The 24187-nt window shown below is 73.4% G+C and carries 20 protein-coding genes and 4 pseudogenes; 10 read left to right on the top strand and 14 right to left on the bottom strand.

The annotated features are described in order from the left end of the window. Nucleotides 1-111 precede the first annotated feature (111 nt). Nucleotides 112-738 carry a TetR/AcrR family transcriptional regulator gene (locus Q3Y56_RS06195; protein WP_304460951.1) on the bottom strand — a complete coding sequence of 209 codons (627 nt, stop codon included), beginning with the start codon at nt 736-738 and terminating at the stop codon, nt 112-114. A gap of 132 nt (nt 739-870) precedes the next feature. On the opposite strand from Q3Y56_RS06195, the pseudogene hmgA reads away from it, so the two are divergent. From hmgA to Q3Y56_RS06210, 3 genes and pseudogenes are all read left to right on the top strand, one after another. After that, nucleotides 871-2210: pseudogene (gene hmgA, locus Q3Y56_RS06200) on the top strand (homogentisate 1,2-dioxygenase). Between the two features lie 21 nt (nt 2211-2231). Continuing rightward, the gene (locus tag Q3Y56_RS06205; RefSeq protein WP_304460952.1) at nt 2232-2981 is read left to right on the top strand and encodes a GntR family transcriptional regulator; all 750 of its coding nucleotides are present in this window, start codon (nt 2232-2234) and stop codon (nt 2979-2981) included. Between the two features lie 22 nt (nt 2982-3003). Next, entirely contained in the window at nt 3004-4236 is a 1233-nt protein-coding gene (locus Q3Y56_RS06210) for a type ISP restriction/modification enzyme (RefSeq protein WP_304460953.1), read from the top strand. A 135-nt stretch (nt 4237-4371) separates the two neighbouring features. On the opposite strand, the gene Q3Y56_RS06215 is transcribed toward Q3Y56_RS06210, so the two are convergent. Together Q3Y56_RS06215 and Q3Y56_RS06220 are read right to left on the bottom strand one after the other, a co-directional pair. Beyond that, on the bottom strand, nt 4372-4635 hold the full coding sequence (locus Q3Y56_RS06215; protein WP_304460954.1) for a hypothetical protein: 264 nt from the start codon (nt 4633-4635) through the stop codon (nt 4372-4374). Nucleotides 4636-4835: 200 nt separating this feature from the next. Next, nucleotides 4836-5645, bottom strand: coding sequence for an SGNH/GDSL hydrolase family protein (locus Q3Y56_RS06220; protein ID WP_304460955.1), 810 nt, complete (start codon nt 5643-5645; stop codon nt 4836-4838). 228 nt (nt 5646-5873) lie between these two features. Between Q3Y56_RS06220 and Q3Y56_RS06225 the strand changes: the two genes are divergently transcribed. The 3 genes from Q3Y56_RS06225 to Q3Y56_RS06235 all read left to right on the top strand — a co-directional run bounded on the left by Q3Y56_RS06225 (nt 5874) and on the right by Q3Y56_RS06235 (nt 9178). Further along, nucleotides 5874-7121: a S8 family peptidase gene (locus Q3Y56_RS06225; RefSeq protein WP_304465489.1), complete on the top strand. Its 1248-nt coding sequence runs from the start codon at nt 5874-5876 to the stop codon at nt 7119-7121. A gap of 152 nt (nt 7122-7273) precedes the next feature. Continuing rightward, a complete protein-coding gene (locus Q3Y56_RS06230; protein ID WP_304460956.1) occupies nt 7274-8362 on the top strand; it encodes a DUF5925 domain-containing protein in 1089 nt (362 codons plus the stop codon). Nucleotides 8363-8575: 213 nt separating this feature from the next. Next, a complete protein-coding gene (locus Q3Y56_RS06235) occupies nt 8576-9178 on the top strand; it encodes a hypothetical protein (RefSeq protein WP_304460957.1) in 603 nt (200 codons plus the stop codon). A 19-nt stretch (nt 9179-9197) separates the two neighbouring features. On the opposite strand, the gene ddaH is transcribed toward Q3Y56_RS06235, so the two are convergent. From ddaH to Q3Y56_RS06270, 7 genes and pseudogenes are all read right to left on the bottom strand, one after another. Beyond that, a complete protein-coding gene (ddaH, locus tag Q3Y56_RS06240) occupies nt 9198-9974 on the bottom strand; it encodes a dimethylargininase (protein WP_304460958.1) in 777 nt (258 codons plus the stop codon). Nucleotides 9975-10012: 38 nt separating this feature from the next. Next, entirely contained in the window at nt 10013-10390 is a 378-nt protein-coding gene (locus tag Q3Y56_RS06245) for a GntR family transcriptional regulator (protein WP_304460959.1), read from the bottom strand. 63 nt (nt 10391-10453) lie between these two features. Then, nucleotides 10454-11680 carry a type III PLP-dependent enzyme gene (locus Q3Y56_RS06250; RefSeq protein WP_304460960.1) on the bottom strand — a complete coding sequence of 409 codons (1227 nt, stop codon included), beginning with the start codon at nt 11678-11680 and terminating at the stop codon, nt 10454-10456. A gap of 1 nt (nt 11681) precedes the next feature. After that, a complete protein-coding gene (locus Q3Y56_RS06255; RefSeq protein ID WP_304465490.1) occupies nt 11682-13442 on the bottom strand; it encodes an IucA/IucC family siderophore biosynthesis protein in 1761 nt (586 codons plus the stop codon). Between the two features lie 43 nt (nt 13443-13485). Next, nucleotides 13486-15295 (bottom strand): annotated as a pseudogene (locus tag Q3Y56_RS06260) (IucA/IucC family protein). Between the two features lie 143 nt (nt 15296-15438). Then, nucleotides 15439-16710, bottom strand: coding sequence for an acetyl-CoA carboxylase biotin carboxylase subunit family protein (locus Q3Y56_RS06265; protein ID WP_304460961.1), 1272 nt, complete (start codon nt 16708-16710; stop codon nt 15439-15441). A gap of 97 nt (nt 16711-16807) precedes the next feature. Then, nucleotides 16808-18501 (bottom strand): annotated as a pseudogene (locus Q3Y56_RS06270) (carboxyl transferase domain-containing protein). 177 nt (nt 18502-18678) lie between these two features. Here Q3Y56_RS06270 and Q3Y56_RS06275 point away from each other — a divergent pair. Continuing rightward, nucleotides 18679-19671, top strand: a complete 993-nt coding sequence (locus Q3Y56_RS06275; RefSeq protein WP_304460962.1) for a lytic polysaccharide monooxygenase — start codon at nt 18679-18681, stop codon at nt 19669-19671. A 173-nt stretch (nt 19672-19844) separates the two neighbouring features. Here the strand turns inward: Q3Y56_RS06275 and Q3Y56_RS06280 are convergent. The 3 genes and pseudogenes from Q3Y56_RS06280 to Q3Y56_RS06290 form a co-directional block, all read right to left on the bottom strand. Continuing rightward, nucleotides 19845-20095: pseudogene (locus tag Q3Y56_RS06280) on the bottom strand (transposase family protein); the annotation flags it as partial. A 271-nt stretch (nt 20096-20366) separates the two neighbouring features. Beyond that, nucleotides 20367-21575: an MFS transporter gene (locus Q3Y56_RS06285; protein WP_304460963.1), complete on the bottom strand. Its 1209-nt coding sequence runs from the start codon at nt 21573-21575 to the stop codon at nt 20367-20369. A 53-nt stretch (nt 21576-21628) separates the two neighbouring features. Next, the gene (locus Q3Y56_RS06290; protein WP_304460964.1) at nt 21629-22219 is read right to left on the bottom strand and encodes a malonic semialdehyde reductase; all 591 of its coding nucleotides are present in this window, start codon (nt 22217-22219) and stop codon (nt 21629-21631) included. 126 nt (nt 22220-22345) lie between these two features. On the opposite strand from Q3Y56_RS06290, the gene Q3Y56_RS06295 reads away from it, so the two are divergent. Then, nucleotides 22346-22852 carry a MarR family winged helix-turn-helix transcriptional regulator gene (locus Q3Y56_RS06295; protein ID WP_304460965.1) on the top strand — a complete coding sequence of 169 codons (507 nt, stop codon included), beginning with the start codon at nt 22346-22348 and terminating at the stop codon, nt 22850-22852. 322 nt (nt 22853-23174) lie between these two features. Here Q3Y56_RS06295 and Q3Y56_RS06300 read toward each other — a convergent pair whose 3' ends face one another. Continuing rightward, nucleotides 23175-23360, bottom strand: coding sequence for a hypothetical protein (locus Q3Y56_RS06300; protein WP_304460966.1), 186 nt, complete (start codon nt 23358-23360; stop codon nt 23175-23177). A gap of 414 nt (nt 23361-23774) precedes the next feature. Between Q3Y56_RS06300 and Q3Y56_RS06305 the strand changes: the two genes are divergently transcribed. Both Q3Y56_RS06305 and Q3Y56_RS06310 read left to right on the top strand, forming a co-directional pair. Next, nucleotides 23775-23924 (top strand): hypothetical protein, encoded by a 150-nt coding sequence (locus Q3Y56_RS06305; RefSeq protein ID WP_304460967.1) that lies wholly within the window; start codon nt 23775-23777, stop codon nt 23922-23924. 110 nt (nt 23925-24034) lie between these two features. Further along, nucleotides 24035-24163 (top strand): hypothetical protein, encoded by a 129-nt coding sequence (locus tag Q3Y56_RS06310; protein WP_304460968.1) that lies wholly within the window; start codon nt 24035-24037, stop codon nt 24161-24163. Nucleotides 24164-24187: the final 24 nt, after the last annotated feature.

Below are 24187 nucleotides of genomic sequence, written 5' to 3' on the forward strand. Positions count from 1 at the left end.
CCTCCCGGGGACGGCGGCGGCAGCGGTGACGCGCTTTGACCATACCGGTCGGTATGCGCCGCGCGGAAGCTTTTCCGCCGGGCCCCCGGATGGCCCGCCGCCCGGCGGCGGTCAGTCCAGGACCCTCGCGAGATACGCCCGCAGCAGCTCCTTCGTCTCGGCCACGATGACCGGATCGCCTTCCGGATCGACCCGGAAGGCGAGCCTCAGCAGCGCGTCGGCCGCCTCGACGGCCAACAGGACGGCGACCCTCAGCCGTTCGCCCTGCTCGCCGGAGTCGTCCAGGCCCAGTCGCCGGGTGAGCAGGGCCCGCAGCCGGTCCGCGACCAGGTGGTTGGGCTGGTCCGCCGGGGCGGTGGCGGGCACCGACGTGCCGAACTCGATCAGCGCGAAGCCGGGCGCCCCGCGCTTCATCGCCAGGTACTCGTCGACCACCACCTCGATGGCCCGGCGCCAGTCGCCGCCGCCGGCGACGCCCGAGGCGGCCAGCGCGGCGTCGATCCGGGCCGCGTACCGGTCCAGGTTGCGCTGGGCGAGCGCCTCGGCCAGTGCGCGTTTGTTGTCGAAGAAGCGGTATACGGAGCCGATGGGGACACCGGCGCGGGCGGCGACGGCGCGGGTGCTCAGCTCTTCGTAGCCGGTCTCGTCGAGGAGCTCGGCGCACGCGTCGAGGATCCGGCCGAGGCGTTCTGCGCTGCGCCGTTGGACGGGCGCGCGGCGGAGGTGCGAGGTGGACACCGTCCCATCCTGCCCGCCCCCGGCCCGCATGGCGCCCCCCTCGTACGGCTTGATCCGATCGGGCGTCGTTGACGCGGACCGCAACGATTCCTATGGTCTGACATAGGAATCGTTGAGCGGCGGGAGCGGGCGATGAGCGGCACGGACACGGGCACGGACCGGGCGAGGAAGACGGCGGAGGCGCTGACGTACTCCCCCGGCTTCGGCAACGAGCACAGCAGCGAGGCCGTTCCCGGCGCGCTGCCCATCGGGCGGAACTCCCCCAGCGCGCGCCGCTGGGGCTGTACGCGGAGCAGCTGAGCGGCAGCGCGTTCACCGAGCCGCGCGGCCACAACCGCCGCTCCTGGCTGTACCGGGTCCGGCCGTCGGCCGCGCACCCGCCCTTCGTACGGATCGACAACGGCGGGCTGAGCGGCGCGCCCTTCGCCGAGGGCGTCGCCGATCCCAACCGGCTGCGCTGGGACCCGCTGCCGCAGCCGCCCGAGGGCACCGACTTCCTCGCCGGGCTGTGGACCCTGGGCGGCAACGGCGACGCGGCCCAGCGCAGCGGAATGGCCATCCACCTGTACGCCGCCAACGCGTCCATGACCGACCGGGTCTTCAGCGACGCCGACGGCGAACTGCTGATCGTCCCCGAGCGCGGCGGGCTGCTGCTGCGCACCGAGTTCGGCCTGCTGCGCGCCGAGTCCGGGCACGTGGCGCTCATCCCGCGCGGGGTGCGGTTCCGCGTCGAGCTGCTCGACGCGGACGCGCGCGGCTACGTCTGCGAGAACTACGGACGGCCGTTCATCCTCCCCGACCTCGGCCCGATCGGCGCCAACGGGCTGGCGAACGCGCGGGACTTCCTCGCCCCCGTCGCCGCCTACGAGGACACCGACGGCCCGGTCGAGGTGGTCAACAAGTTCTGCAACAACCTCTGGTCGGCGACCTACGACCACTCCCCGCTGGACGTCGTCGCCTGGCACGGCAACCACGTGCCGTACGTCTACGACCTGCACCGCTTCAACGTCATCGGCTCCATCAGCTACGACCACCCGGACCCGTCCATCTTCACGGTGCTCACCTCGCCGTCGGACACCCCCGGGCTCGCGGGCGTGGACTTCGTGGTCTTCGCGCCGCGCTGGCTGGTGGGCGAGGACACCTTCCGGCCGCCGTACTTCCACCGCAACGTCATGAGCGAGTACATGGGCCTGATCGAGGGCGCGTACGACGCCAAGCAGGCCGGTAAGGGCGGGTTCGTCCCCGGCGGCGGGTCGCTGCACAACATGATGTCGGCACACGGCCCGGACCGGGAGACGTTCGACCGGGCGAGCGCGGCCGAGCTCCGCCCGCAGAAGATCGACGACGGGCTGGCCTTCATGTTCGAGACGCGGTGGCCCGTCACACTCACCCCGCAGGCGGCCGGGGCCGACCACCTCCAGGCACGTTACGACGACGTGTGGCAGGGTCTGGAGCGCCATTTCCGCCCGTGACCGTGACCGGAGGCCGCCGCCATGACCACCTTCGCCCCCGACTCACTCGCCCTGAACCGCAAGCTCCCGCTCTGGTACCAGGTCTCGCAGTCGCTGCGCGCCTCGATACTGGGCCGCCGCCCGGACGAGCCGCTGCGGCTGCCGACCGAGGACCGGCTCGCCGAGCACTACGGGGTGAGCGTGCTCACCATGCGGCAGGCGCTGAAGGAGCTGGAGGCGGAGGGGCTGATCAGCCGGCACCGGCGGCGGGGCACGTTCATCGAGCCGAACGCCCGGCGCGGCGCGCCGGTGCGGCTCCTCGGCTCGGTGGACGCGATCGTGGCGCAGCAGTCGGGCGACCGCACGGTGGTGCTGGGGTACGGCCCGGAGCCGGTCCCCGCCGAACTGGCCGAGCACTTCCCCGACCTGACGGAGGCCATGGCCTACCGGCGGCTGCGCTCGGACGGGCAGAGCGGTGAGCCGACCAACTGGGCGGAGAACCTGGTCCGTCCCGAACTCGCCGAGCGCATCGACCTGGCCGACCTCGCCCGTTGGCCGATGACGAAGGTGCTGCGGGACGCGGTGGGGGTGCGGATCAGCCGGATCACGGACACCGTGGAGGCGCGGCTGGCGGATCCGGAGACGGCGCGGTTGCTGGACGTCCCGCTGCTCAGCCCGATCCTGCACTACACGGGGGTGACGTACGACGAGGACGGGCGGGTGGTGGACGTGGCCCGGATCCGGTACCGGGGGGACCGGTTCTCCTTCACCGTGACGGTCGACGCGCACTGATGTCTCCAGGCCCATCGATACCATGCGCCGCGTGACAGGGAACCCACCGCTGCTGGCCGATCTCATGCCCTGGTCCGTCGCGCCCCTGCGGCTCGGGCGCGCGTGGGTCATGGGGCCCGACGCCGCGTCGCTGCGTCGGCGGTGGGACCGGCTGATGGCCGCCGAGGGGGCCGGGCGCGCGGCCCTGTTCCGGCCGAGTCGGGCCCGTACGCCGCACATCGCCGTCCCCCAACTGCCGGGGCAGCGCACGTCCACGGTCCCGCTGGCGGTCGAGGACGGCCGGTGCCCGGAGCCGGTGCGGGTCGCGCACGGGCCGTTCGACCGGCTGTGGCTGATACCGGATCACCGGCTGATCGACGCGGCCCGGCCGGAGCTGTGGCGGGTCGCCGACGCGCACCAGGTGTTCGCCGTCGAGACGGGTGCCGCCACCGGCGGCGACGGCGGCGGGTCGCCGGCGCCGGGGCTGTCCTTCTCCGCGCTGCTGCCCGACGGCCATGCCCCCGCCGGCCGCGCCGGGCGGATCCGCCCGCTGTACCGGCGCCCCGGCGGCCGTGAGCCCAATCTGGCACCCGGGCTGCTGGACCTTCTCGGCCGGGAGTCGGGCCGCCTGGTCACCGCCGAGGAGGTCCTCGCGTGGATCGCCGCGGTCGCCGGACCCACACGAGGCGCCCCGGGGTGCGCCGTCCCGCTCACCGCCGATCCCGGGATGTGGGAGTCGGGGGTGGCGCTGGGCCGGCGGGTGCTGTGGCTGTACACCCGGGGCCACGGCGGTGAGCGGCCGCGGCTGCCGGGCGGTCGGCGGCCATACGTACGGGCGGCGCTTCCGGCCCGGCCGCTCCCCGGCGACCTGGCCTACGACCCCGAGGAGCGGATGCTGCGCATGGGGACCGGCCGCATCGGGCCGGTGGCGCACGACGCGTGGGAGGTCCACGCGAGCGGTGCGCGGGTGCTGGAGACCTGGTTCGAGCGGCGCACCCGGCCCGCCGAGCCGGACACGCTGGAGGCGATCGGCCCGCCGGGATGGCCCCAGGAATGGACCTCGGAGCTGCTGGAGCTGATCACCGTGGTGACGCTGCTGGCCGAACTGGCCCCGCGGCGGCGCGAGCTGGTCGAGCGGCTCGCGGCCGGGCCGCGGTTGAGTGCGTCGGAACTCCGGGCGGCGGGGGTGCTGCCGGTCCCGCACCGGGCCCGGCAGCCCGCATCCGTGCTGGACCATCACGAGGAGGGCCCGGGCGGGCAGTTCGCGCTGCTGTGACGCCGCCGCCTCCCCGAAGGGCTTACCCGAGCGCGGAGGCGGCCGCCTCGGCGAGGGGACCGGCTGGGAGCGGAACCGGCTTCCCCTGTGCCCAGGACGGGTCGGCGGATGCCGGCGGGGTCGGCCCCGCCGGGTTCAGCCGCGGTTGCCGAACAGGGAACGCCGCAGCCGCCGCAGCGGGGCGAACAGCGAGACCCTGGCGCTCCGGCTCTCCGTCCTGCGCACATGGTCGCGGGCGGTGAGCTCCTGCATCAGCACCGTGGCGCCTTCCGCCGTCTGCCGCGGCACGGCAGGACCGCCGAGCACGGCGAGATGGCGGTCCAGGCGCGCACTTGACGCACCGTTTCCGCAGTTGATGGCAGGCACCCGTGGCCTGCTGCGAACCGTTATCTGATCCATGACACTCCCCACCCGTACGAAGGCACCCGCCCCGGGCAGAGTAACCCTACCTCCCCGAATCGTCACCCGCGCATCCCAGGTGGTGGATTGACCGCGACGTCAAGGGTGTTGACATACGTAGCACGGACACACGTACCACGAAGGAGGCCCCGGTGCCGACGTACGGGGCCTCCTCACTCATGTGACGGAGTGCACCGGGGTCAGGCCGCCGCGTCGAACACCGGGAGGTAGGCGCCGGACTGACCGGACGCCGTCGGGTGGTAGGACTCGGTGATGCTGAGCCATTCCAGGCTGTGCAGCCACGAGTCGCCGGAGCAGATCTCGTGTCCGCCGAACGCCGAGGCGACCCCGGCGAAGGTGAAGCCGTGGTCCGCGGCGCGCTTGGCGGTCACGGAGTTGAGGTAGTCGGCGGCGTCGTTGATGGCGGCGCGCTTGGTCTCGCTCAGTCCCGCCGCGCAGCTGCCGCCCAGCTTGTAGAAGCGGGGGTAGCCGAGCACCACGACCTCGGCGTTGGTCGCTTTGGCGCGGATCGCGTCGTACGTGGTGTCGAGCTTGCCCGGCAGCGTGTCGGTCACGTACGTGCGCGCCTTGTTGATGCGGTCCAGGCAACCGCTGTCGGAGCTGAGGACACAGGTCGTCATCACGTCGGCGAATCCCGCGTCGTTGCCGCCGATGCTGATGCTGACCAGGCCGGTACCGCTGCTCAGCGGGCCGAGTTGCTTGGCGACGACGTCGTCGGTGCGGGCGCCGGAGCAGGCGGTGAAGTGGAAGCCGGCCGGGGCGTGGGCGTTGGCCCAGAGCACGGGGTACGCCTTGGTGCTGCGCCGGCAGTCGCCGCTGGCGCTGTCGTAGCTGCCCGCACCGACGCCGGACGAGTAGGAGTCACCGAGCGCGACGTAGACGGGTCCCGCCGCCGTCTCCGACGCGTGTGCCGCGGTCGAGCCGGTGAGGGCGAGGACGGAGCCGAGGATGAGGGAACACGCGGTGGCCATGAAGCGGGGCAGTTTCATCGAACCTCCCTGAGCTGGATCTCCGCTGTCTCCGTTCATTGCGGATTGATGACATGGATATGTCATCCCGCAGATCCCTTTGTTCTATGCGCATCGACGGGGAAACTTTGAACTTGAACGAGGTCGGGTCCACCGGCCTCCGACATGCGCACGCTCCGTGCGCAGCCCCCCACTTGCGCGCGCACCACGGCGCGCCACCGATGAGGAGGACCCCTCGCGATGGCAGTGATGCGTACCACCACGGGCACCACCGGCACCACTGGCACCACGCGCACCACTCACCCCACACGGAAGCTGTCGGCGGCGCTCGTCGCCGCGGCGGCCGCCACCGTCCTCGGCACGGTCACCGCGCTCCCCGCGGACGCGGCACCCGCGGAAGGCGTCGTCATCGGCGCCGACTCCCCCGACGCGGTCAAGGGCAGCTACATCGTCACGCTGGACGGCAGCGCCGGCCTCAAGGCCGCCTCGACCGAAGGAAAGAGCCTGATATCCGGGTACGGCGGCAAGGTGGAGCGCACGTACCGGGCCGCGCTGAACGGCTACGCGGTCAGACTGACGGAGCGCCAGGCACGCAGACTCGCCGCCGACCCGGCGGTCGACCAGGTGATCCAGGACACCCGGGTCTCGATCGACGCGACCCAGACCAACCCGCCGTCCTGGGGCCTGGACCGGATCGACCAGACCAGCCTGCCGCTGGACAGCAGGTACACCTACCCGGACAGCGCGGGCAGCGGCGCGACCGTCTACGTCATCGACACCGGCGTCCGCGTCAGCCACAGCGACTTCGGCGGCCGGGCCGTCAACGGCTACGACGCCGTGGACAACGACAACGTCGCCCAGGACGGCAACGGCCACGGCACGCACGTCGCCTCGACCTCCGCCGGCACCGCCTACGGCGTCGCCAAGAAGGCGAAGATCGTCGCCGTACGGGTGCTGAACAACAGCGGTTCGGGCACCACGGCCCAGGTCGTCGCGGGCATCGACTGGGTCACCCGGAACCACAGCGGCCCGTCCGTGGCCAACATGTCCCTGGGCGGCGGCGCCAGCACCGCCCTCGACAACGCGGTCAAGAACTCCATCGCCAGCGGTGTCACCTACGCGGTGGCCGCCGGCAATTCGGGAGCGGACGCGAACAACTACTCCCCCGCCCGCGTCCCCGAAGCCCTCACCGTCGGCGCCACCACCAGCACCGACGCCCGCGCCGGCTACTCCAACTACGGCTCGCGGCTGGACATCTTCGCCCCCGGCTCCGGCATCACGGCGGCCTGGCGCACCTCGGACACGGCGACCAACACCATCTCCGGCACCTCGATGGCCACCCCGCACGTCGCGGGCGCGGCCGCCGTGTACCTGTCCGGGCACACCGGCGCCAGCCCCGCCCAGGTGGCCTCGGCGCTGGTGAACGGCGCGACGTCGGGCAAGGTCACCAGCCCCGGCACGGGCTCGCCCAACAAGCTCCTCAAGATCGTGCAGTGATCGTCCCGTAGTCGTGCAGTAACGGTTCACCAGGTGGCCTGAGCGGCTGCCCGAGCGGGCCGTACGGAGCAGTGGGCGCCCACTGCTCCGTACGGCCCCCGGGACCGTAAAAAGATGTACGCGAACGGACCGGTTGCCGGATCATGGCGTGCATGTGCCCCGAGAAGTCCCTGCCGATCCGGCTGAACATGGATGACAGCGATTCGCCGTCGGATGTCGTCGACGCCCTGTTCCTGGGCCGGTTCACCACCGGCGAGCAGCCGTTCGCCCGCAGCCACTCGGTGGACCGGGTGCGGTCCGGCGCCAGCCTGCTGCCGCCCGGTGCGGCGGTGCTGCGCTCGGCACGGGACGACGACCGCAGCGCGACCCTCGCGGAGGGCGACGGCTGGACAGTGCTGGTCTCGCGGTGGAACCGCGGTGCGGACGTGACCGTGACCGCGGTCGCCGAGGAGCTGGCCGAGCGGGTGCTGCGGCAGGCGGTGGACGGCGCCGAGGACGAGCCGGAGCCGCAGCCCGAGAACGTCACCATGGGCTTCTGGTACGTCTCGCCGCGCCGCGGCCCGTACCGCACCACCCGGCAGATCTCCGCCGGCACCTGGGAGGAGATCCGCGGCAACTACACGGCGCCGGTCGCGGGGGCCATGGACACGCTGATGCAGGTCACCCCGGACGACATCGCGGGCCGGCTGCTGCTCCTGCACGGGCCGCCCGGCACCGGCAAGACCTCCGCGCTGCGCACCCTGGCCCGCTCCTGGCGGGACTGGTGCCAGGTGGACTGCGTGCTGGATCCGGAGCGGCTGTTCAACGACGTCGGCTATCTGATGGACATCGCCATCGGCGAGGACGAGGGCACCGGCGGCGGGCGCTGGCGGCTGCTGCTCCTGGAGGACTGCGACGAGCTGATCCGGGGCGAGGCCCGGCACGCCGCGGGACAGGCGCTGTCCCGGCTGCTCAACCTCACCGACGGGCTGCTGGGGCAGGGGCGCAACGTGCTGGTGGGCGTGACCACCAACGAGGACCTGGAGCGGCTGCACCCGGCCGTGGTGCGGCCGGGCCGCTGCCTGGCCCGGATCGAGGTGGGCGCCCTCACCCGGGCGGAGGCGGTGCGCTGGCTCGGCCGTGCGGACGGGGTCGGCCGTGACGGGGCGACGCTGGCCGAGTTGTTCGCGCTGCGCAGGGGCGCGGGCCCGGCGTCGGTGCCGTCCCAGTCCGGGCAGGCGGACGCCGGACTCTACCTGTGAGCACACCCGGTCGCGGGCCCGCCCGCTCGCGGTACGGCGACGGGCCCGCACGCGGTACGGCGGCGGGCCCGCACGCGGTACGGCGGCGGGCCCGCACGCGGTACGGCGGCGGGCCCGTAAGCGCAACGGCGTAGCCCGGCGTGCGGAACGCGGCCGCCCTGTACAGGCTGCTCCTGACCGACCCTCCGGTGATCACCGAACAGGAGCCGCACCATGCGCGCACGTCCTCTGGCCGCCCTGCTCACGCTGCCCGCACTCGTCGCGGTGGCCCTCGCCGCGGGCCCGGCCGTCCCCGCCTCGGACGACCCGCACCGCTCCGGCGGGCACCACTCCGACGACTTCTTGCGCGACCTGGCCGTGGCGAAGAAGGCAACCGCCCGGTTCCGCGACGAGAAGAAGGCCATCGCCGCGGGCTACAAGCACACCGACATCTGCATCAAGTCGGACGAGGGCGCGATGGGCTACCACTACGTCAAGGACGCGTACATCGGCTCCGTCGATCCGGCGAAGCCCGCCATGCTCGTCTACCTGCCCGCCAAGGACAAGCACGCCAAGCGGAAACTGGGTGCCGTGGAGTGGGTCGTCTGGGACCGGGACGACAACGTCAACACCGACGAGGACCGTCCGCGCATCCTGGGCCGCGGGCTGGACGGCCCGATGCCCGGCCACAACCCCGCCATGCCGGTCCACTACGACCTGCACGCCTGGATCTGGCACAAGAACCCCAACGGCATGACGGCGATGTGGCACCCGAAGGTGCACTGCCCGAAGCCCAAGGCCAAGCCCACGAAGCCCGGCAGCACCGGGCACCACTGACCCCCGCGCCCTACCGGCCCTACTCGTAGAGGTCCCGCAGCCGCACGGACAGGCACGTCACACAGCCTTCGAGCTTCTCGAACTCGCTGATGTCCACGAGCACCGGCGTGTAGCCGAGGTCGGTGAACATCCGCGCGCTGCGCGGCGCGCTCGCGGCCATCAGCAGCCGGCCGCCGTCGAGCAGCACCACATGGGCGCCGGACTCCTCGGGTACGGCCAGGAACCGCGGAAACGCGCCGGGGTCGTCGACGAGCGGCGGATGGCCGATGACCGTGCCGTCCGGGAGGGCCGTGACCGCCGATTTCAGATGCAGGACCTTGGTGACGGGTACGGCGACGACGCGCGCGCCGAGCGGTTCGAAGGCCGCGCGCAGTTGCCGTACCCCTTCGGCGTTGGTGCGTCCGCCGCGTCCCACGTAGACCGTGTCGCCGATCTTGAGGATGTCGCCGCCGTCGAGGGTGCCCGGCTCCCGGATCCGGTTGACCGAGCAGCCCAGCGCGGTCACGGTCGCCTCCGCGTCGGCCGTCTCCGGCCTGCGGGAGTCCGCGCCGGGGCGGGCGATCAGCGCCACGTTCCGGTACACGACCATGGTGTCCTCGACGAAGACGCCGTCGGGGCAGTCGTCGGCCGGGGGCACCTCGACGGTCTGCCATCCGTACGCTTCGAGGGCCGCCACGTACGCCTGCCACTGGCGCAGCGCCAGCGCGGTGTCGACCGGTGTGCGGTCGATGTGCGTGACCAGTCCTTCGGCGAGTCGCGGACTCGGCCGCCGTATGAGGGCTTTCCTGCTGGTCATGGGGCTCCTTGCGCGAGTGTGGGAACAGGTCCGGGGGTTCAGTGCTGTTCGTAGACCGCCCGCACCGCGTCCGCCGCGGCGGCGAGCGCGGCGTCCCGGTCCAGGCCGAGCCGGTGCGCCCGCTGGGCGTAGGCCGCCGCGGCGTGCGCCGCCTCGCGCGCGGCGGCGTCACCGGCGGCCGCGACGAAGGTGCCGTGCCGGCCGCGGGTCTCGATCACCCCGTCGCCCTCGAGCGCGCGGTACGCCTTGGCGACCGTGTTCGCGGCGAGTCCGAGGTCCTCCGCGAAGCCGCGCACGGTCGGCAGCTTGTAGCCCACCGGCAGCGCGCCGGACCGCGCCTGCTCGGCGATCTGCGCGCGGATCTGCTCGAACGGGGCGGTCGCGGAGTCCGGGTCGACGGTGATGTGCAGGTCCACGGTGGGTACTCCCGGGAGGTGTGCGGGGTGGTCATGCCCATTGTGCCGCCGGTCACCCCGCGCCTAACCCAGGTAGTGGAAGCCCGGCGCCGGATGCATCAGGAAGTCGTGGTGCGAGATGTTCCACGCGTACGCCCCCGCGAGGCTGAACGCGATCCGGTCACCGGCGCGCAGCCCGGTGACCGGCACCCGGCGGGCGAGGATGTCCTTGGGGGTGCACAGTTGCCCGGCGAGGGTCACCGGTTCGCCGCGGACGCCGGGGCGGGGCCAGGCGTGGTCCCACCGGTCGACCGGCAGCACGCGGAAGGGGTGGTCGTGCTGCTTGGCGGCCGGGGTGCGCAGATGGTGGGTGCCGCCGCGCAGGACGGCGAACGCCTCGCCCCCGCTGTGCCGTACGTCCAGGACGTCGGTGACGTACCAGCCGCAGTAGGCGGTCAGCGACCGGCCGGGCTCGATGCGCAGGGTCAGCCCCGGGTGCCGGTCGGCGAGGGCGGCCAGGCCCTTGCCGTACGCCGCCCAGTCGAAGCGCTCCGCCGGGCGGGCGTAGTCGACATGCATGCCGCCGCCGATGTTGACCTCCGTCAGGCCGAGGCCGTGCCGGTCGGACAGGTCCTGGGCCCAGCCGGTGATCCGCTCGGCCAGGGCGAGCTGGGCGGGCGCGTCGAGGCCGCTGGCGAGGTGGGCGTGGATGCCGCGCAGCCGCAGCGCCCGGGAGGCGGCGAGCAGCGGCAGGCAGGCGGCGAGGCGGTCCGGGTCGAGGCCGAAGGGGCTGGGCCGCCCGCCCATGGCGAGGGCGGCGCCTTCCAGGGCGGCGCCGCCCAAGGTGCCCTCGTCTGCGGGCAGGTTGACGCGCAGCAGTACGTCGACGGCACGGCCGGTACGCCCGTTCGGCAGCCCGTCCGGCAGGCTCTCCGCCAGGTCGGCCAGCTGCCGCAGCTCCGACTCGCTCTCCACGTGGACGCGGTGGACGCCGAGTCCGAGGGCGAGCCGCAGCTCGGCGGGGGTCTTGCCGGGGCCGCCGAAGGCGAGGGGCAGCTCCGGCACGGCGCGGTGGACGTGGGCGAGTTCCCCGCCTGAGGCGATCTCGAAGCCGGTGACATGGGGGGCCAGGGTGCGCAGGATCTCGGGCGCCGGGTTGGCCTTGGCCGCGTAGTACAGCTCGACGGCGGGCGGCAGGGCGGCCCGTACCGCCTCCGCGTGCGCGGCCAGCTCCGCCAGGTCGTAGACGTACGCGGGCAGGTCGTCGGCGGTGAGGCCGGCGGCGAGTGCGGCGACCGGTTCGGTGATCACATCAGGCTCCTTGGGCGGAGGCGGAGGCGGGGGTGGAGGCGGAGGCGGAGGCGGGGGCGGAGGCGGGGGCAGGGACGGGGGCCGCGACCGTGCCGTACCGGGCGGCTTCGGACAGCAGGTCCGGTGCGAGGGGGTTGGCGATCCGTACGTAGCCGGCGTCGCGGTCGGCCTTGCGGTCCCAGCGGGTCAGCAGGTTGGCCTTGGCGGGCAGGGGCGCGCCCGCGAGCAGCGCGGTGAGACCGGGCGGTCGGCCGTGAGCCTCGGCGCGCTCGGCCAGGACGCGGCGGACGGCGCTCCACAGCGCGGGTTCGGCCTGCGGGTGGAGGTCGGCGAGCGCGGCGAGCACTTCGGCGATGTGGTTGACCAGGAGGCAGTACACGACCCGGTCCCAGCCGCGATCGGGCTCGTAGGTGAGCGGCCGGGCCACGTGCGCGGGCAGTGCGGCCAGGGCGGCGGCGTGGTGGGTGGGCAGCAGCTTGGTGCCTTCGAGGTCGCGGAAGAGGACCTGGCGGGGGGTGCCGGAGGAGTCGACGCCGACGACGACGTTCTGGAGATGGGGTTCGAGGACGACGCCGTGGTCGAGATAGGCGGCCAGCACGGGCGGGACGAGCAGGCCGACGTAGGCGTTCCACCAGGCGAGCGCGGCCGCGGCGTCCGCGCCGGCCAGCAGCCGGGAGACGTGGGCGGGGCTGGTGGGGTACTCGTCGGCGACGGCCGCCGCGAGCAGTCCGGTCAGACCGGGCCGCAGCCGTGCGGTGAGCCCTTCGCGGACGATGACGCCGAACCCCTCCAGCAGGGCGCGGTCGCCCAGGTCGAGGGCGCGGTAGCCGGGTTCGCGCAGCAGCTCGCAGCCGGCGAAGCGGGCCGCGAGGTCGGTGGCGACGGGTTCCAGCAGCCGGGTGAGGGCGACGGCGCCGGAGAGTTCGTAGTCGGCGTTCTTGCGCAGGCAGTTGGTGATGCGCACCTGGAGGCTGAACTTGAGGAAGTCCCGGCCGTCGTACAGGGTGCGGACCGAGGCGGTCGCGGCGAACTCCCGGCCGCCGGGCCCCAGGTCGAGCACGTCGCCGCGGGCGAGCGCGGCGCGCAGCGCGGGGTGGTCGCGCAGCATGGCGTACTGCCAGGGGTGGGCGGGCAGCAGCCGGTAGCCGTCGGGGGCGCGCCCCTGCCGGTCGAGCACGGTGAGCGCGTCGCGGGTGGCGGTCTCCTCCCGTACGAGGTCGGCGCGTACGGCGAGGTGGTGCAGGGGGAAGCGGGCGCCGGACTCGGGGGCGTAGGCCCGCCACTGCTCGGGGCTGCCGGTGCGGGCCTTGGGGGTGGGGTGGAAGCGGTGGCCGAAGACGAGGGACTGTTCGGACTCCAGATACGGGTCGGCGGGCTCGGAGCGGGGCGCCGGACGGTCCAGGGCGGCGCTGACGCCCTGGTGGCTGGCGGCGACCTGGGCCAGGAACTCGTCGTTGGCCACGCCGGTGCGCCGCCGCAGCTCGCGGTGGATCCGGGCGGCGAGGGCGTGCCAGGGCAGTTCGGCCCAGCCGTCCGGGCGCTGCTCGGTGACCGGTCCGGTGAACCGGTGGGCGCCGATGAGGGAGGTGCGGCGCAGGGCGACGCGCAGTATGACGCCGGTGTTCGGCAGGCGCAGCAGCAGGTGGCCGTCGGTCACGGCCGTCTGGTGCTCGCGTCCCGAGACCTCGCGCAGCAGGCAGTTGAGGAGGGTGTGGGCGACGACGTCGTCGGCGCTGATCAGGGCCGTAGGGGTGAGAGGCATGAGAGGCATCGGGGGCTCCTGCGGGGGGCGGGCTGAGGGGCGGTCATCGGGCGGCTGCCCGCAGGTAGTTCGGCCCGCTGGTGTAGTGCTTGTTGATGTCGGCGGCACCGGAGCGCTCCTTGGGGTAGAGGGAGCCCGCGGTCACCATCGCCTTGACGGGCAGCCGTCCGGCGTCCAGGACACGGGCGCGCAGTGCCGCGCCGGGGGCGTCCGGCCGGCCGTCGAGCCGGTCGACGGCCTCGCCGAGGCGGCGGCGCAGCAGGTTCAGCAGGGGGTGCGGCCCGCCCGGCCGCGTGCGGCGAGTTCGAGGAGCGGGGCGGCGGCGCACAGGTGGACGGTGATGGTGGTGAAGACGTCGGTCAGCGCGTCGTCCCCGGCCACCAGGATCCTTCGGTCGTCGAACCCGCCGCACAGGTCCGCGGCCCGCGCCGGGTCCCCGCCGTCCCGCGTCTGGGCGTTGCCGAGGGCGGCGGCGAGCCGGCCGGGGTGGACGCGCGGCCCGTCGTGGTCCTTGACCAGCAGCCGCAGCCCGGTCTCGTCGAGGACGAGGGAGGTGTTCTGCTGGTGCGCCTCCAGCGCCACGCCGTACGCGAAGAGGGTGGTGTGGACGGCGAACAGCGCGGTGAGGTACGCGTCGAGGAAGGCCGTGAGGTCGCCGCCGTAGAAGCGGTCGGCGAGCGCGTCGGCGACCAGGGTGCCGTCGGGGGTGGGCGCGAGGAGCGCGGCGACGGGCACGACCTGGCAGTGGTCGAGACCGGCCGGGTAGCGCCGTATGAGCGCGGCCAGGAACTCGTGGTCGGCGTGCAGGCGGGTCGTCTCGTCGGCGAGCAGCAGGGTGCGGGCGAGGACGGGTTCGCGGGCGGCGACCGCCTCCAGCAGCCGCTGCGCGACCGCGCCGTCGGTGAGCGTGCCGGGTTTGATGGTGCGCCTGTTGAGCGCGCCGAGGGTCGCGGTGGGCAGGGGCAGTTTGAGGTGGGTCGCCGGGTCGTGGACGGTGGCGACAGTGCGGGTGGAGAGGGTGGGCCGTACGTCGACGAGAGCCCGGTCCGCGAGGTGGGCGTCGTCGGCGAGGCCCGCGGCGCGCAGGGCCGCGGGCAGCGCGCGGCCCGCGGCCAGCGGGTGGACGGGCAGCGCGAGATGGGTGCCGTCCAGGGCGGGCAGCCCGAGGCCACCCGGGGTGGGCCACCAGGCGGGCAGCCGGGCGGTGTCGCCGGTCACGGCCGCGCGGGGCAGCGCGACCCAGCGCAGCGCGAAGGCCGGATGGAACTCCGGGCGTAGGCGGGCAGTTGGTCGGGGGTGAGGCCGATGCGTGCGCGGCCGGCGGGGTGGACGGGGTGGCCTTGGAAGGCCGCGAGGGTGTCGTAGGCGAGGGACCCGGTCAGTCCGTGCCAGTGGTCGGCGGGCCGGTCGCCGTGGGTCCGCGCCAACCGGCCGACGACGCCGGGGCGGATCCGGGCGTGCAGCCGTAAGGCGGCCAGCTCGGCTCGGCATTCGGCGGCGAAGCCGTCGTAGCGGTCGTGGTCTTCGGGGGCGGTGATCCGGCGTACGCGGTCCAGGACGGCGTCGAGAGTCTCGAGGGTGGCGGGCGGGGTGAGCGCGGGATCGCCGTCCGGCTGGTGCTCGGCGTACGGGAGGCGTACGGCCAGGTCGCCCTGGAAGCCGTCGGGGCCGACCGGCAGCAGCAGGTGTCCGGCCGCGGGGCCCAGCGGGACGCCCAGCCAGTCGCCGTCGGCGCGCCGAAGCGGGCGGGCGCGGGTGCGCAGCCCGTAGGCGTCCTCGCGCAGGAGGGTGCCGAGAACGCGGCGCAGGAGGAGGCGTTCGTGATCGTCGGGTTCGGCGGGCCGGTCCGGCACGGCCGCGACGCTCGGCCCGCCGGACGCGGCGGCGGCGTGTGCGTCATCGGACGCGACGGGGGCGGCCATGGGGCGAGATACGGGGCGGGGCGCAGGGCCGGGCACGGGACGAGGCGCGGGGCCGCATGTCGGCCGCTGGGGCTTCATGGCACGATCTCCCATCGCTGCGCGGCCAGGAACTCCGCGACGGCCCGGTCGATCCGCCGCTGGTCGGTGCCGGTGGCGCGCAGCACGCCCAGGAAGTCGCGGTTGGTGTGGTGGAGCGGGTGCTCCTCGCCGATCTCCCGCAGCGGACGGTAGTCCAGCCGCACCCCGTCGGTCTCGCGCACGCTCGCGGCGGGGGCGGAGACCAACCTGCCGCCGCGGTCGGCCGTGACGTACTCCAGGCGGGCCCGCGCGTCGGTCCGCGCGCCGAGGTCGTCCGGCAGCGGCTCGCCGAGGTGGGTGCGGAGGATGTGCTCGAAAAGCGGGACGTCGAGCAGCCCGGCGAGGACCAGGTCGCACTGGTCGCCTATGGCGCGGTAGTTGACCTCGATCAGGCGGGCGCGGTCGCCCTGGACGACGTACTCGGTGTGGCAGGCACCGAAGCCGACCCCGAGCGCGTGCAGTTGGTCCAGCACCTGGGCGGTGTGCGGCTGCGGCGGTTCGGGGAGCAGGACGAGGCGTTCCTCGATGAAGTGCGGGGGTGGCGAGAGCTCGGTGCGGAACGAGGCGTAGGCGTGCAGGGTGCGGCCGTCTCCCAGGGTCTCCAGGGTCTGCAGCGGCCCGTGCAGGAACTCCTCCACGACCAGTGCCTCCCCTGGGCGCCGGGTGCGGATCTCCCGGCAGCGGGCGAGGAGTTCACCGGCGTCGGCGACGAGCCGGACGTCCTCGCTGGCGACGCCCTCGCGGGGTTTGACGACGCAGGGGTACGGCGGGTCGAGGGCGGTGAGCGCGGCCGGGTCCCGGTCCGGGCCGAGCTCCGCGGACCAGACGGCGTCGGTGCCGGACTCGGCGAGGCTGCGGCGCAGTTGGGCCTTGTTCTTGGTGCGCAGCGCGGCCCGCCAGTCCTTGCCGGGCAGGCCGAGGAAGTCGGCGGCGAGGGCGGCCTGGGTCTGGAGGTGGTCGCTGTTGGTGAAGACGGCGTCGGGGCGGCCGGGTCCGGCGGCGATCCGACCGATGACCTCGCGGAAGTCGCGTACGTCGCAGGCCGTGACGGTCAGGTCGGGCAGCAGGCCGCCGGCGGCCGCGTACCGCTGGTACGCGCGCTCGTGTGCCGCCGGCTGGTCGGTGAGCAGGGTGACGGCCAGGCCGAGCCGGGCGGCGGCGGGCAGGAAGCCCTCGGTGACGGAGTCGGTGGGATTGAGCGCGAGGAGCTGGAGCCGTCGCGTGGGGCGCGGCCGGCGCCGGGCCGCGTCGTGATCATTCTCGTGCACGGGGAGAGATTAGGTTAGGCATGCCTAATGCCGCCAATTCGGCGGCGCGACATGCCCGTTTAGCCCCTTTCGCCGTCAACTCGCCGCGGGGAGTACGTCATCCGGGCAACCCTATGGCGCGGTGCCGGGCGCGGCGGGCGGCCAGCCGTTCCCCCTCGTCCTGGGCGCGCAGGGCGGCGAGTTCGGCGCCGAGGGCGCGGCCGAGCCGGGCGAGGAAGTGAGCGGGCGACGACGTACCGGTCCCGCTGTCCTCGTCCGCGTCCTCTTCGATGACGCGGTCCACGATGCCGTGGGCCATCAGGTCGGCGGAGCGCACTCCTTGGCGTCCGGCGATCTCGTACGCCCGGTCGGTGGTCCGGTACAGGATCGCGGACGCGCCCTCGGGCGGCAGCGGGGAGAGCCAGGCGTGCCGTGCCGCCAGCACCCGGTCGGCGGGCAGCAGGGCCAGTGCGGCGCCGCCCGCGCCCTGCCCGAGCAGCAGGCACAGCGTCGGGGCGGGCAGCGTCACCATGTCGGCCAGGCAGCGGGCGATCTCCCCGGCCAGGCCGCCCTCTTCGGCCTCGCGGCTGAGGGCGGCGCCCGCGGTGTCCACGACGGTCAGCAGCGGCAGCCCCAGTTCGGCGGCGATTCGCATCCCGCGCCGGGCGGTCCGCAGCCCGGCCGGGCCGAGCGCCTGTCCGGGCCCGTCGGCGGGGTGCCGCCCGTCGCGGTCGTGGCCGAGCACGACACAGGGCGTCCCGCCCACCCGCGCCAGGGCGAGCAGGAGCCCCGGGTCGTGCTCACCCGCGCCGGTACCGCTGAGCGGGGTCACGTCCTCGGCGGTGGCGCGCAGCAGGGCACGGATGCCGGGGCGTTCGGGCCGGCGCGAGCGCCGGATCGACTCCTCGGCGGAGGGCGCGGCCACGGACCCGACCCCGGGGCCACCCGCCCCGGCCTCGACCACCGGCACCGGCCCACCCGTCTCGGCGACCGGCACCGAACCACCCGTCTCGGGCACCGGCACCGAACCAGCCACCTCGTCGGCCGGAGCCGAACCAGCCCCCTCGTCGGCCGGAGCCGGACCAGCCCCCCGGGTAGCCGGAGCCGGACCACGCCCCTCGTCGGCGGCGTCCGCGGACAGCACGCGCAGCGCCCGCGCCGTCACCTCCGCCACCTGCTCGGCGGGCAGCACCGCGTCGACCAGTCCGTGCGCCAGCAGGTTCTCGGCGGTCTGCACGCCCGCCGGGAACTCCTCGCCGTACAGCGCCTGGTGCACGCGCGGGCCGAGGAATCCGATCAGGGCGCCCGGCTCGGCGGCGGTCAGATGGCCCAGCGACCCCCAGGAGGCCAGCACCCCGCCGGTCGTGGGGTGGCGCAGATAGACGAGATAGGGCAGTCCGGCCGCCTTGTGCTCGGTGATGGCCGCCGCCACCTTCACCATCTGCAGGAACGCGATCGTGCCCTCCTGCATCCGGGTGCCGCCCGACGCGGGCGCGGCCAGCAGCGGCAGCCGTTCCCGCGTCGCCCGCTCCACGGCCCGTACCAGCCGCTCCCCGCCGCGACGCCGATCGAGCCGCCGAGAAAGCCGAACTCGCAGGCGACGACCGCCACCCGGCGCCCCGCGACGCGCCCCTCCCCGCTGACGACGGACTCGTCCAGCCCTGTCCGGGCCCGCGCCCGCTCCAGGTCGGCACGGTAGTCGGGGTCGTCGCCGGCGACGGCGACCGGTTCGTCCCAGGACCGCCAGGTACCCGGGTCTGCCACGGTCTCGATCAGCTGACGCGCGCCGACGCGCCCGGGCGTTCCGCTCATGCCGCTCATGCGCCCACCATGCCACGGCGGCCGTTCCGGCGGCCGACCTGAGCGCAGACTCAGCGCTCCCTTAAGCGCACCATAAGGATCGGCTCCGGCGCCCGGAACCGGCGGAACGGCGGGGCGGCCGCGGCTAGCGTGCTGCTCCTCCCACCCCCACCCCTGGAGGAGCCCCCCATGCGCGTTCACCGCAAGGCCGCCGCCCGAATCACCCTGCTCGGGGTCGCGCCGCTCGCGCTGACGGCCCTGAGCGCCGACCCGGCCGACGCGCACGGTTCCATGTCGGACCCGGTGAGCCGGGTGGCCGCCTGTTTCGCGGAGGGTCCGGAGAGCCCCGACTCGGCGGCCTGCACGGCCATGGTCGCGGCCGGCGGCACCCAGCCGCTGTACGACTGGAACGAGGTCAACATCGGCGACGCCGCAGGGCGGCACCGGGAGATCATCCCGGACGGCAAGCTGTGCAGCGCCGGCCGGGAGAAGTACAAGGGGCTGGATCTGCCGCGCGCCGACTGGCCCGCCACGGATCTCGCCGCCGGCGCGCACACGTTCAGGTACCGCGCGACCGCCCCGCACCGGGGCACCTTCGAGCTGTACATCACCAAGGACGGGTACGACCCGACGAAGCCGCTGAAGTGGTCGGACCTGGAAGCGGAGCCGTTCGCGAAGGTCACCGACCCCAAGCTGGAGAACGGCAGCTACGTCTTCTCCGGCACGGTCCCGAAGAGGTCCGGCCGCCATCTGATCTACAGCATCTGGCAGCGCTCGGACAGCCCGGAGGCGTTCTACACCTGCTCGGACGTGGTCATGGGCGGCACCTCGGGCAAGGTCCCGGCATCGGCGCCGGAGGCCCCCAGTGAGCAGCAGATAACCAAGGAGGCCGGCAAGTCGACGGTCGACCACCACGGCCGAGGCGGCGACCACGGCGGCCATGACGGCGAGGGCCACGGCCACGGCGGCAACGGGGACGCTCCGGAGGTGAAGCACGCGAAGGCGGACCCCGGACAGGAGAATCCCGCCAACGCCCCTGCTCCGCAGGGCGAACGCCTCGCCCAGACCGGCGGCGACACCACGACCACACCGTTGGCGGTCGGCGGCGCCGCCGTCCTCGCCGCCGGATCCGCCCTGCTGTTCGTCGCGGCCCGCCGCCGCGCCGCCCGAAGCCGCAGCTGACCCGGCGAAGCCACGACTGACTGACAGGCCGGGGTCAGTCCAGCGCAGTGATCACGCCCCCGTTCCGACGCCGGTGTGAAGCCGGGGCCGGCGTGCCCGAGCCAGCGGGCGAGGGAGACGATCCACTCGCCGGCTTCGAGTTGGACGCTGGCATAGGTGTGCCGCAGCGCGTGGATGATGCGGTCGGCGGCCGATGTCGACACCCCGAACAGCGGTGCCAACTGCCACAGGGTGAGGTTCGTGCGCCAGTACGCGGCGACCAGCAGGACCCGGTCTTCCAGCGGCAGGCTCCAGGGCCGACCCTTGCGCACCGGGTCCGTACCCTCGCGCCGCAACGCGGTGATCAGCTTGCCGAACTGATGCAGGCTCAGCCCGGTGAACGGGCTATCCAGGACGGCTCGGACGTCGTGATCACACCAGCCACAGCAAGATCGTCTCACTGAGGTGTGGTGGGCTCCCCGTCTGCCCGTCGGTGGCCCGGCCACATGTCGCCGTACGCGGCGTCCATGAACTGGACCTGCGGCCCGCGCAGCGCGGACGCGTCGGTTGTCTCGCCTCGCGCCGCCTCAGCGAGGCCGTCCGTCCCGCGTGTGGCGGGCCGGACGGCCATTCTTGGGTTGTGCGGCGGTGTGGACGGGCGATGGGGTGTCTGTTGCCGTCGTGGCACTTCGCCGGCTGGGCTCATGTCCCCAGGGTCAGCAGGGCCGCGAGGGCCGGTCCGAAGGCACCGCCCAGTTGGTAGGCGAGGTTGAAGAGGCCGATGGTGGTGGGGCGGTCGGGGGTGGGAGTGGCCTGGGCGGCGTGCACCGCGAGGACTCCGTTGCCGGCCGTCGTGGCGAAGACCGCGAGGGAGGCGGCGAGGAGGAGCAAGGGGGCCCAGGGGGTGAGGAGGGTGGTGAGGGGGCCAGGGCACCGAGGACGAGGAGGATTGTGATGACCCGGGGGCGGTTCATCCGGGCGGACGCGGCCGCGAGGAGCCATGAGAGCAGGGAGCCGGCGAGCAGGGCGGCCATCTGGCCCGCGCCGATGGCCGGGACCGACCAGTCGGTGCGGTCGCGAAGCAGCTGGGGGATCGTGAACAGCAGGGTGAAGTACGAGGTCGACAGGGCCATCGCGAGCAGGGCGGACACCGCGAACACCGGGCTGCGGAGCACCGCGAGGGGCGCGAAGCCGTGGGGGACCGCGCGTACGTGGAGGCCGAGGAGTACGGCTCCCAGGAGCGCGGCGGGCAGGGCTGCCAGCGGGTAGCGCGGCAGGAACACCAGCGCCGTCGCGGTCAGGACGAGGAGCAGGGCGCCGCGGGCGTCGAAGGGCGTTCGCGTCGTGGGGGCCGTGGTGTCCGCCCGTCGCAGTACCGCGGGGACGGCCAGCAGTCCGAGCGCGGACACGGAGAGCGAGAGGCGCCAGGAGACGGTCTCGGCGATGAGCGAGCCGAGCAGCGGACCGACCGCGCCCAGGACTCCGAAGCCTGCCGTGATGACGCCCATCCGTCGGGCCGAGCCGGCCAGGCTCATCGCCACGGTCACCAGACCCGCGCCGCCCACGGCCTGGGCCGCGCGGCCGCCCATCACGAGGGGCAGCCAGGGTGAGAAGGCCACCAGCACCGTGCCCACCACGACGGCCGCGGCGCTCGTGCGCAGGGCGGTGCGCAGGCCACGGCGGCGCAGTACGTTCGCCATCAGCGGGGTGCCGACGGCCATCGCCCAGGCGAAAGCGGTGACGATCCAGGTGACCGTGGCGGTACGGACGTTCAGCGCGGCCGCCATCTCCGGGAGGATCAGCACCGGGCTGTTGGCGCTCAGAGCGACCGGCGTGGCCAGCAGTGCGAGCCACAGGACCGGAGGCGGAGACGATACCGGGGAAGGGGTCGTCGTAGCGGCCTTCGTACGGGTGAGCAAGGACATGGCGGTCTCCATCGACAAAGGAGCAGAGGCAGGAGCAGGAGGCAGGGGGAGGTTCAGACGGTGGTGACGACGTCCTCGTAGGCGAGGCGCGGGGAGCGCGGGTACCACGCGTTCTCGCCCGGCCTGCCGATGTTGACGACCATCAGCGGGGTGTGGTCGTCGTCCAGGAACTCCTTCTGGAGGCCGGCGTGGTCGAAGCCGGTCATCGGGCCTGCGGCCAGGCCCGCGGCGCGCACGCCGAGGAGGAAGTACGCGGCCTGGAGCGCGCCGTTGAGCAGCGCGGTCCTCTCGCGCACCGGGCGCTCGGCGAAGACCGTCTCCCCGGCCTGCGGGAAGTGCGGGAGCAGCGAGGGGAGTTCTTCGTGGAACTCGTTGTCGGTGGCGAGGATCGCGACGAGCGGCGCCGCCCCCGTCTTGGCCCGGTTCCCTTCGTCCATCAGTGCCGCCAGTCGCCGCCGGGCCTTGGGGGACCGCACGAGGATCACCCGCAGAGGGTTGGTGTTGTAGGCGGTGGGGGCGTACTTGACGAGGTCGTGGACGGCGCGCACCTGCTCCTCGGTCACCGGCTCGTCGGCGAAGGTGCCGGCGGTGCGGGCCTCCCGGAAGAGGAGGTCCTGGGCTGTGGGGTCGAGTACGAGGCTCATGGTGTGCCGCTCCAGTCCTTCAGCGTTAACAATCTCAACGTTGAGATAAAAGCACGGCTATCATCTCAACGTCAAGTGTCTTAACATTGAGATTGTGTTCGCTGAGATGAACAGGGAGGAGTCGTGATGAGCGATGCCGTGGACGCGATCGTCGGGCAGTGGGAGAAGGAGCGCCCCGACCTGACCCCCCACCTGTGGCCGGTCCACGCACTGGCCCGGATTCAGCGACTCGCGCGCGTGGTCGAGAAGAGCTGCAGGACGACGGCCACCCAGCACGGCTTGGACTACGGCGAGTTCGACGTGCTCACCACACTCAAGCGCTCCGGCCCGCCGTACCAACTGACCGCCGGCGCCTTCCTCAAGGCCGCCATGGTGACTTCCGGCGCCATCACCAACCGCATCGACAAGATGGAGGCGAAAGGCCTGGTCGAGCGGGTCAGGGAGGGCAGTGACCGCCGGATCGTGTACATCCGCCTTACCGAGCACGGCGCCGCCGTCATCGACTCCGCGATGGTCGACCACCTGCGCAACTACGAGCGGCTGCTGGCCGACGTCGACCGCGAGACGATCACACGGGCCGCAGACGCGCTGCGTGAGATCAGCGAGGCCCTCGGAGACACTTCGATCACCTGACCCCACGCGCGCCATGCCTGCGCCGGCGCGGCATCCCGGGCGGTGATCCCCCAGCCCGCCGGCCAGGGCCTGGTACCGCAGCGGTCTTTGCCGGGATGCCGGCGGTGGAGAGTGTGCGGAACGTGTCGACGCGCTCGGCGACGCGGGCCAGGCGCTGACGGCAATCGGGGGTTGCCAGGCGATCCGGGTGAGCCCGACCCCGCCGGCATGTCGTCCATGTGGCGGGTGAGGGCTTTGTCCGTGCGGTTGAGCCAGTAGCCGATGGGCTTCACGCTGATGCCCCTTCAGAAGCAAGGGCGGGTGCGCGCTTTTGGCAGGGATCTCACTGATGTGCCGGGGTGGGAGCCAGGAGTGCGGACCACTCCTGGCCGGCGGCCCAGTCGGCGAAGCTGTGCCAGCCGACTTCGGGGTAGTCGCGTCGCAGCCCGGCGACGTCGACATCGAGGCCGACGGTGGTGAAGTACTCGAGCCCCTCGGCGGCACCCCACTGAGCCGTCGGAGAACGCACGGCTTCACCGCACCCGCCGACTGAAACACTCAGCCCCGCCGACTCGGGCGCTCACCCGCCAAGTGAAGCACTCAGTCGCAGGTGGCTGGTGCTGCTTTGGCAAGGGTGAACAGCCCGGGTTCGGGTTCGGGTTCGGGTTCGGGTTCGGGTTCGGGTTCGGGTTCGGTGAGGATGTCGCGGGTCACCAGACGTTTCAGCTTGGCGCGGGCGTTTTCGGTGTGCCGTGCCTCGGTGCCGAGTCTGAGCGCCCGACAGACCTCTTTGGCGCGAGTCCTTCTGTGGTCTGTTCGAAGAGCGCCAGGATCTGGCGGTATCCGGGAGGCAGCGGTTCGGGTGGCGCGGTGCCGTCTTCGGCGGTCAGTTCCAGGATGGTCTCCCGGGTGGTCTCCAGACGCTGCGCACGGCGTGCTCCGGATGGACGACGGCACCGAACCCGGCCTGGCCGCCGAAGAAGCCCTTCGCCACCTCGGCGAAGCGCGCGACGCAGCCCGGGCTCTGTCCGAGAGCCTCCACAAGGCGGCCTCGGTCCTGATCCACATGGACGCCGCGGAGACCAAGGCATGACGGACGACTGCCCGTTCCCCGAGCCTTGCAGCCCCGACTACCCTGCGCCCGACGCCAGTCGACTGTCCGCACTGCCCGTGCCACACCCATCGCGTCTGCGAGGCGTTCCAGTGGCGCCGCGCCGCCTGATCGTCATCGACTCGACGGGCGAGAAGTGGGTCATGGGCTTCACCGCCCAGCACCAGCTCCAGCTCCAGCGCTACCGGATCACGGGATGGAGCACAGCCCACGGGGCATGACGGCTTGCGCCCGCTCCCTCCGAG

The sequence above is a fragment of the Streptomyces sp. XD-27 genome, from assembly GCF_030553055.1.
GTDB lineage: Bacteria > Actinomycetota > Actinomycetes > Streptomycetales > Streptomycetaceae > Streptomyces.

What these genes read in the sequence shown, in the direction of transcription:
- Q3Y56_RS06205 (WP_304460952.1), top strand. Translation starts at nt 2,232, where the DNA reads ATGACCACCTTCGCCCCCGACTCACTCGCCCTGAACCGCAAGCTCCCG.
- Q3Y56_RS06210 (WP_304460953.1), top strand. Translation starts at nt 3,004, where the DNA reads ATGCGCCGCGTGACAGGGAACCCACCGCTGCTGGCCGATCTCATGCCC.
- Q3Y56_RS06215 (WP_304460954.1), bottom strand. Translation starts at nt 4,635, where the DNA reads ATGGATCAGATAACGGTTCGCAGCAGGCCACGGGTGCCTGCCATCAAC.
- Q3Y56_RS06220 (WP_304460955.1), bottom strand. Translation starts at nt 5,645, where the DNA reads ATGAAACTGCCCCGCTTCATGGCCACCGCGTGTTCCCTCATCCTCGGC.
- Q3Y56_RS06225 (WP_304465489.1), top strand. Translation starts at nt 5,874, where the DNA reads ATGCGTACCACCACGGGCACCACCGGCACCACTGGCACCACGCGCACC.
- Q3Y56_RS06230 (WP_304460956.1), top strand. Translation starts at nt 7,274, where the DNA reads ATGTGCCCCGAGAAGTCCCTGCCGATCCGGCTGAACATGGATGACAGC.
- Q3Y56_RS06235 (WP_304460957.1), top strand. Translation starts at nt 8,576, where the DNA reads ATGCGCGCACGTCCTCTGGCCGCCCTGCTCACGCTGCCCGCACTCGTC.
- ddaH (WP_304460958.1), bottom strand. Translation starts at nt 9,974, where the DNA reads ATGACCAGCAGGAAAGCCCTCATACGGCGGCCGAGTCCGCGACTCGCC.
- Q3Y56_RS06255 (WP_304465490.1), bottom strand. Translation starts at nt 13,442, where the DNA reads ATGCCTCTCACCCCTACGGCCCTGATCAGCGCCGACGACGTCGTCGCC.
- Q3Y56_RS06275 (WP_304460962.1), top strand. Translation starts at nt 18,679, where the DNA reads ATGCGCGTTCACCGCAAGGCCGCCGCCCGAATCACCCTGCTCGGGGTC.
- Q3Y56_RS06285 (WP_304460963.1), bottom strand. Translation starts at nt 21,575, where the DNA reads ATGTCCTTGCTCACCCGTACGAAGGCCGCTACGACGACCCCTTCCCCG.
- Q3Y56_RS06290 (WP_304460964.1), bottom strand. Translation starts at nt 22,219, where the DNA reads ATGAGCCTCGTACTCGACCCCACAGCCCAGGACCTCCTCTTCCGGGAG.
- Q3Y56_RS06295 (WP_304460965.1), top strand. Translation starts at nt 22,346, where the DNA reads ATGAGCGATGCCGTGGACGCGATCGTCGGGCAGTGGGAGAAGGAGCGC.
- Q3Y56_RS06305 (WP_304460967.1), top strand. Translation starts at nt 23,775, where the DNA reads ATGGACGACGGCACCGAACCCGGCCTGGCCGCCGAAGAAGCCCTTCGC.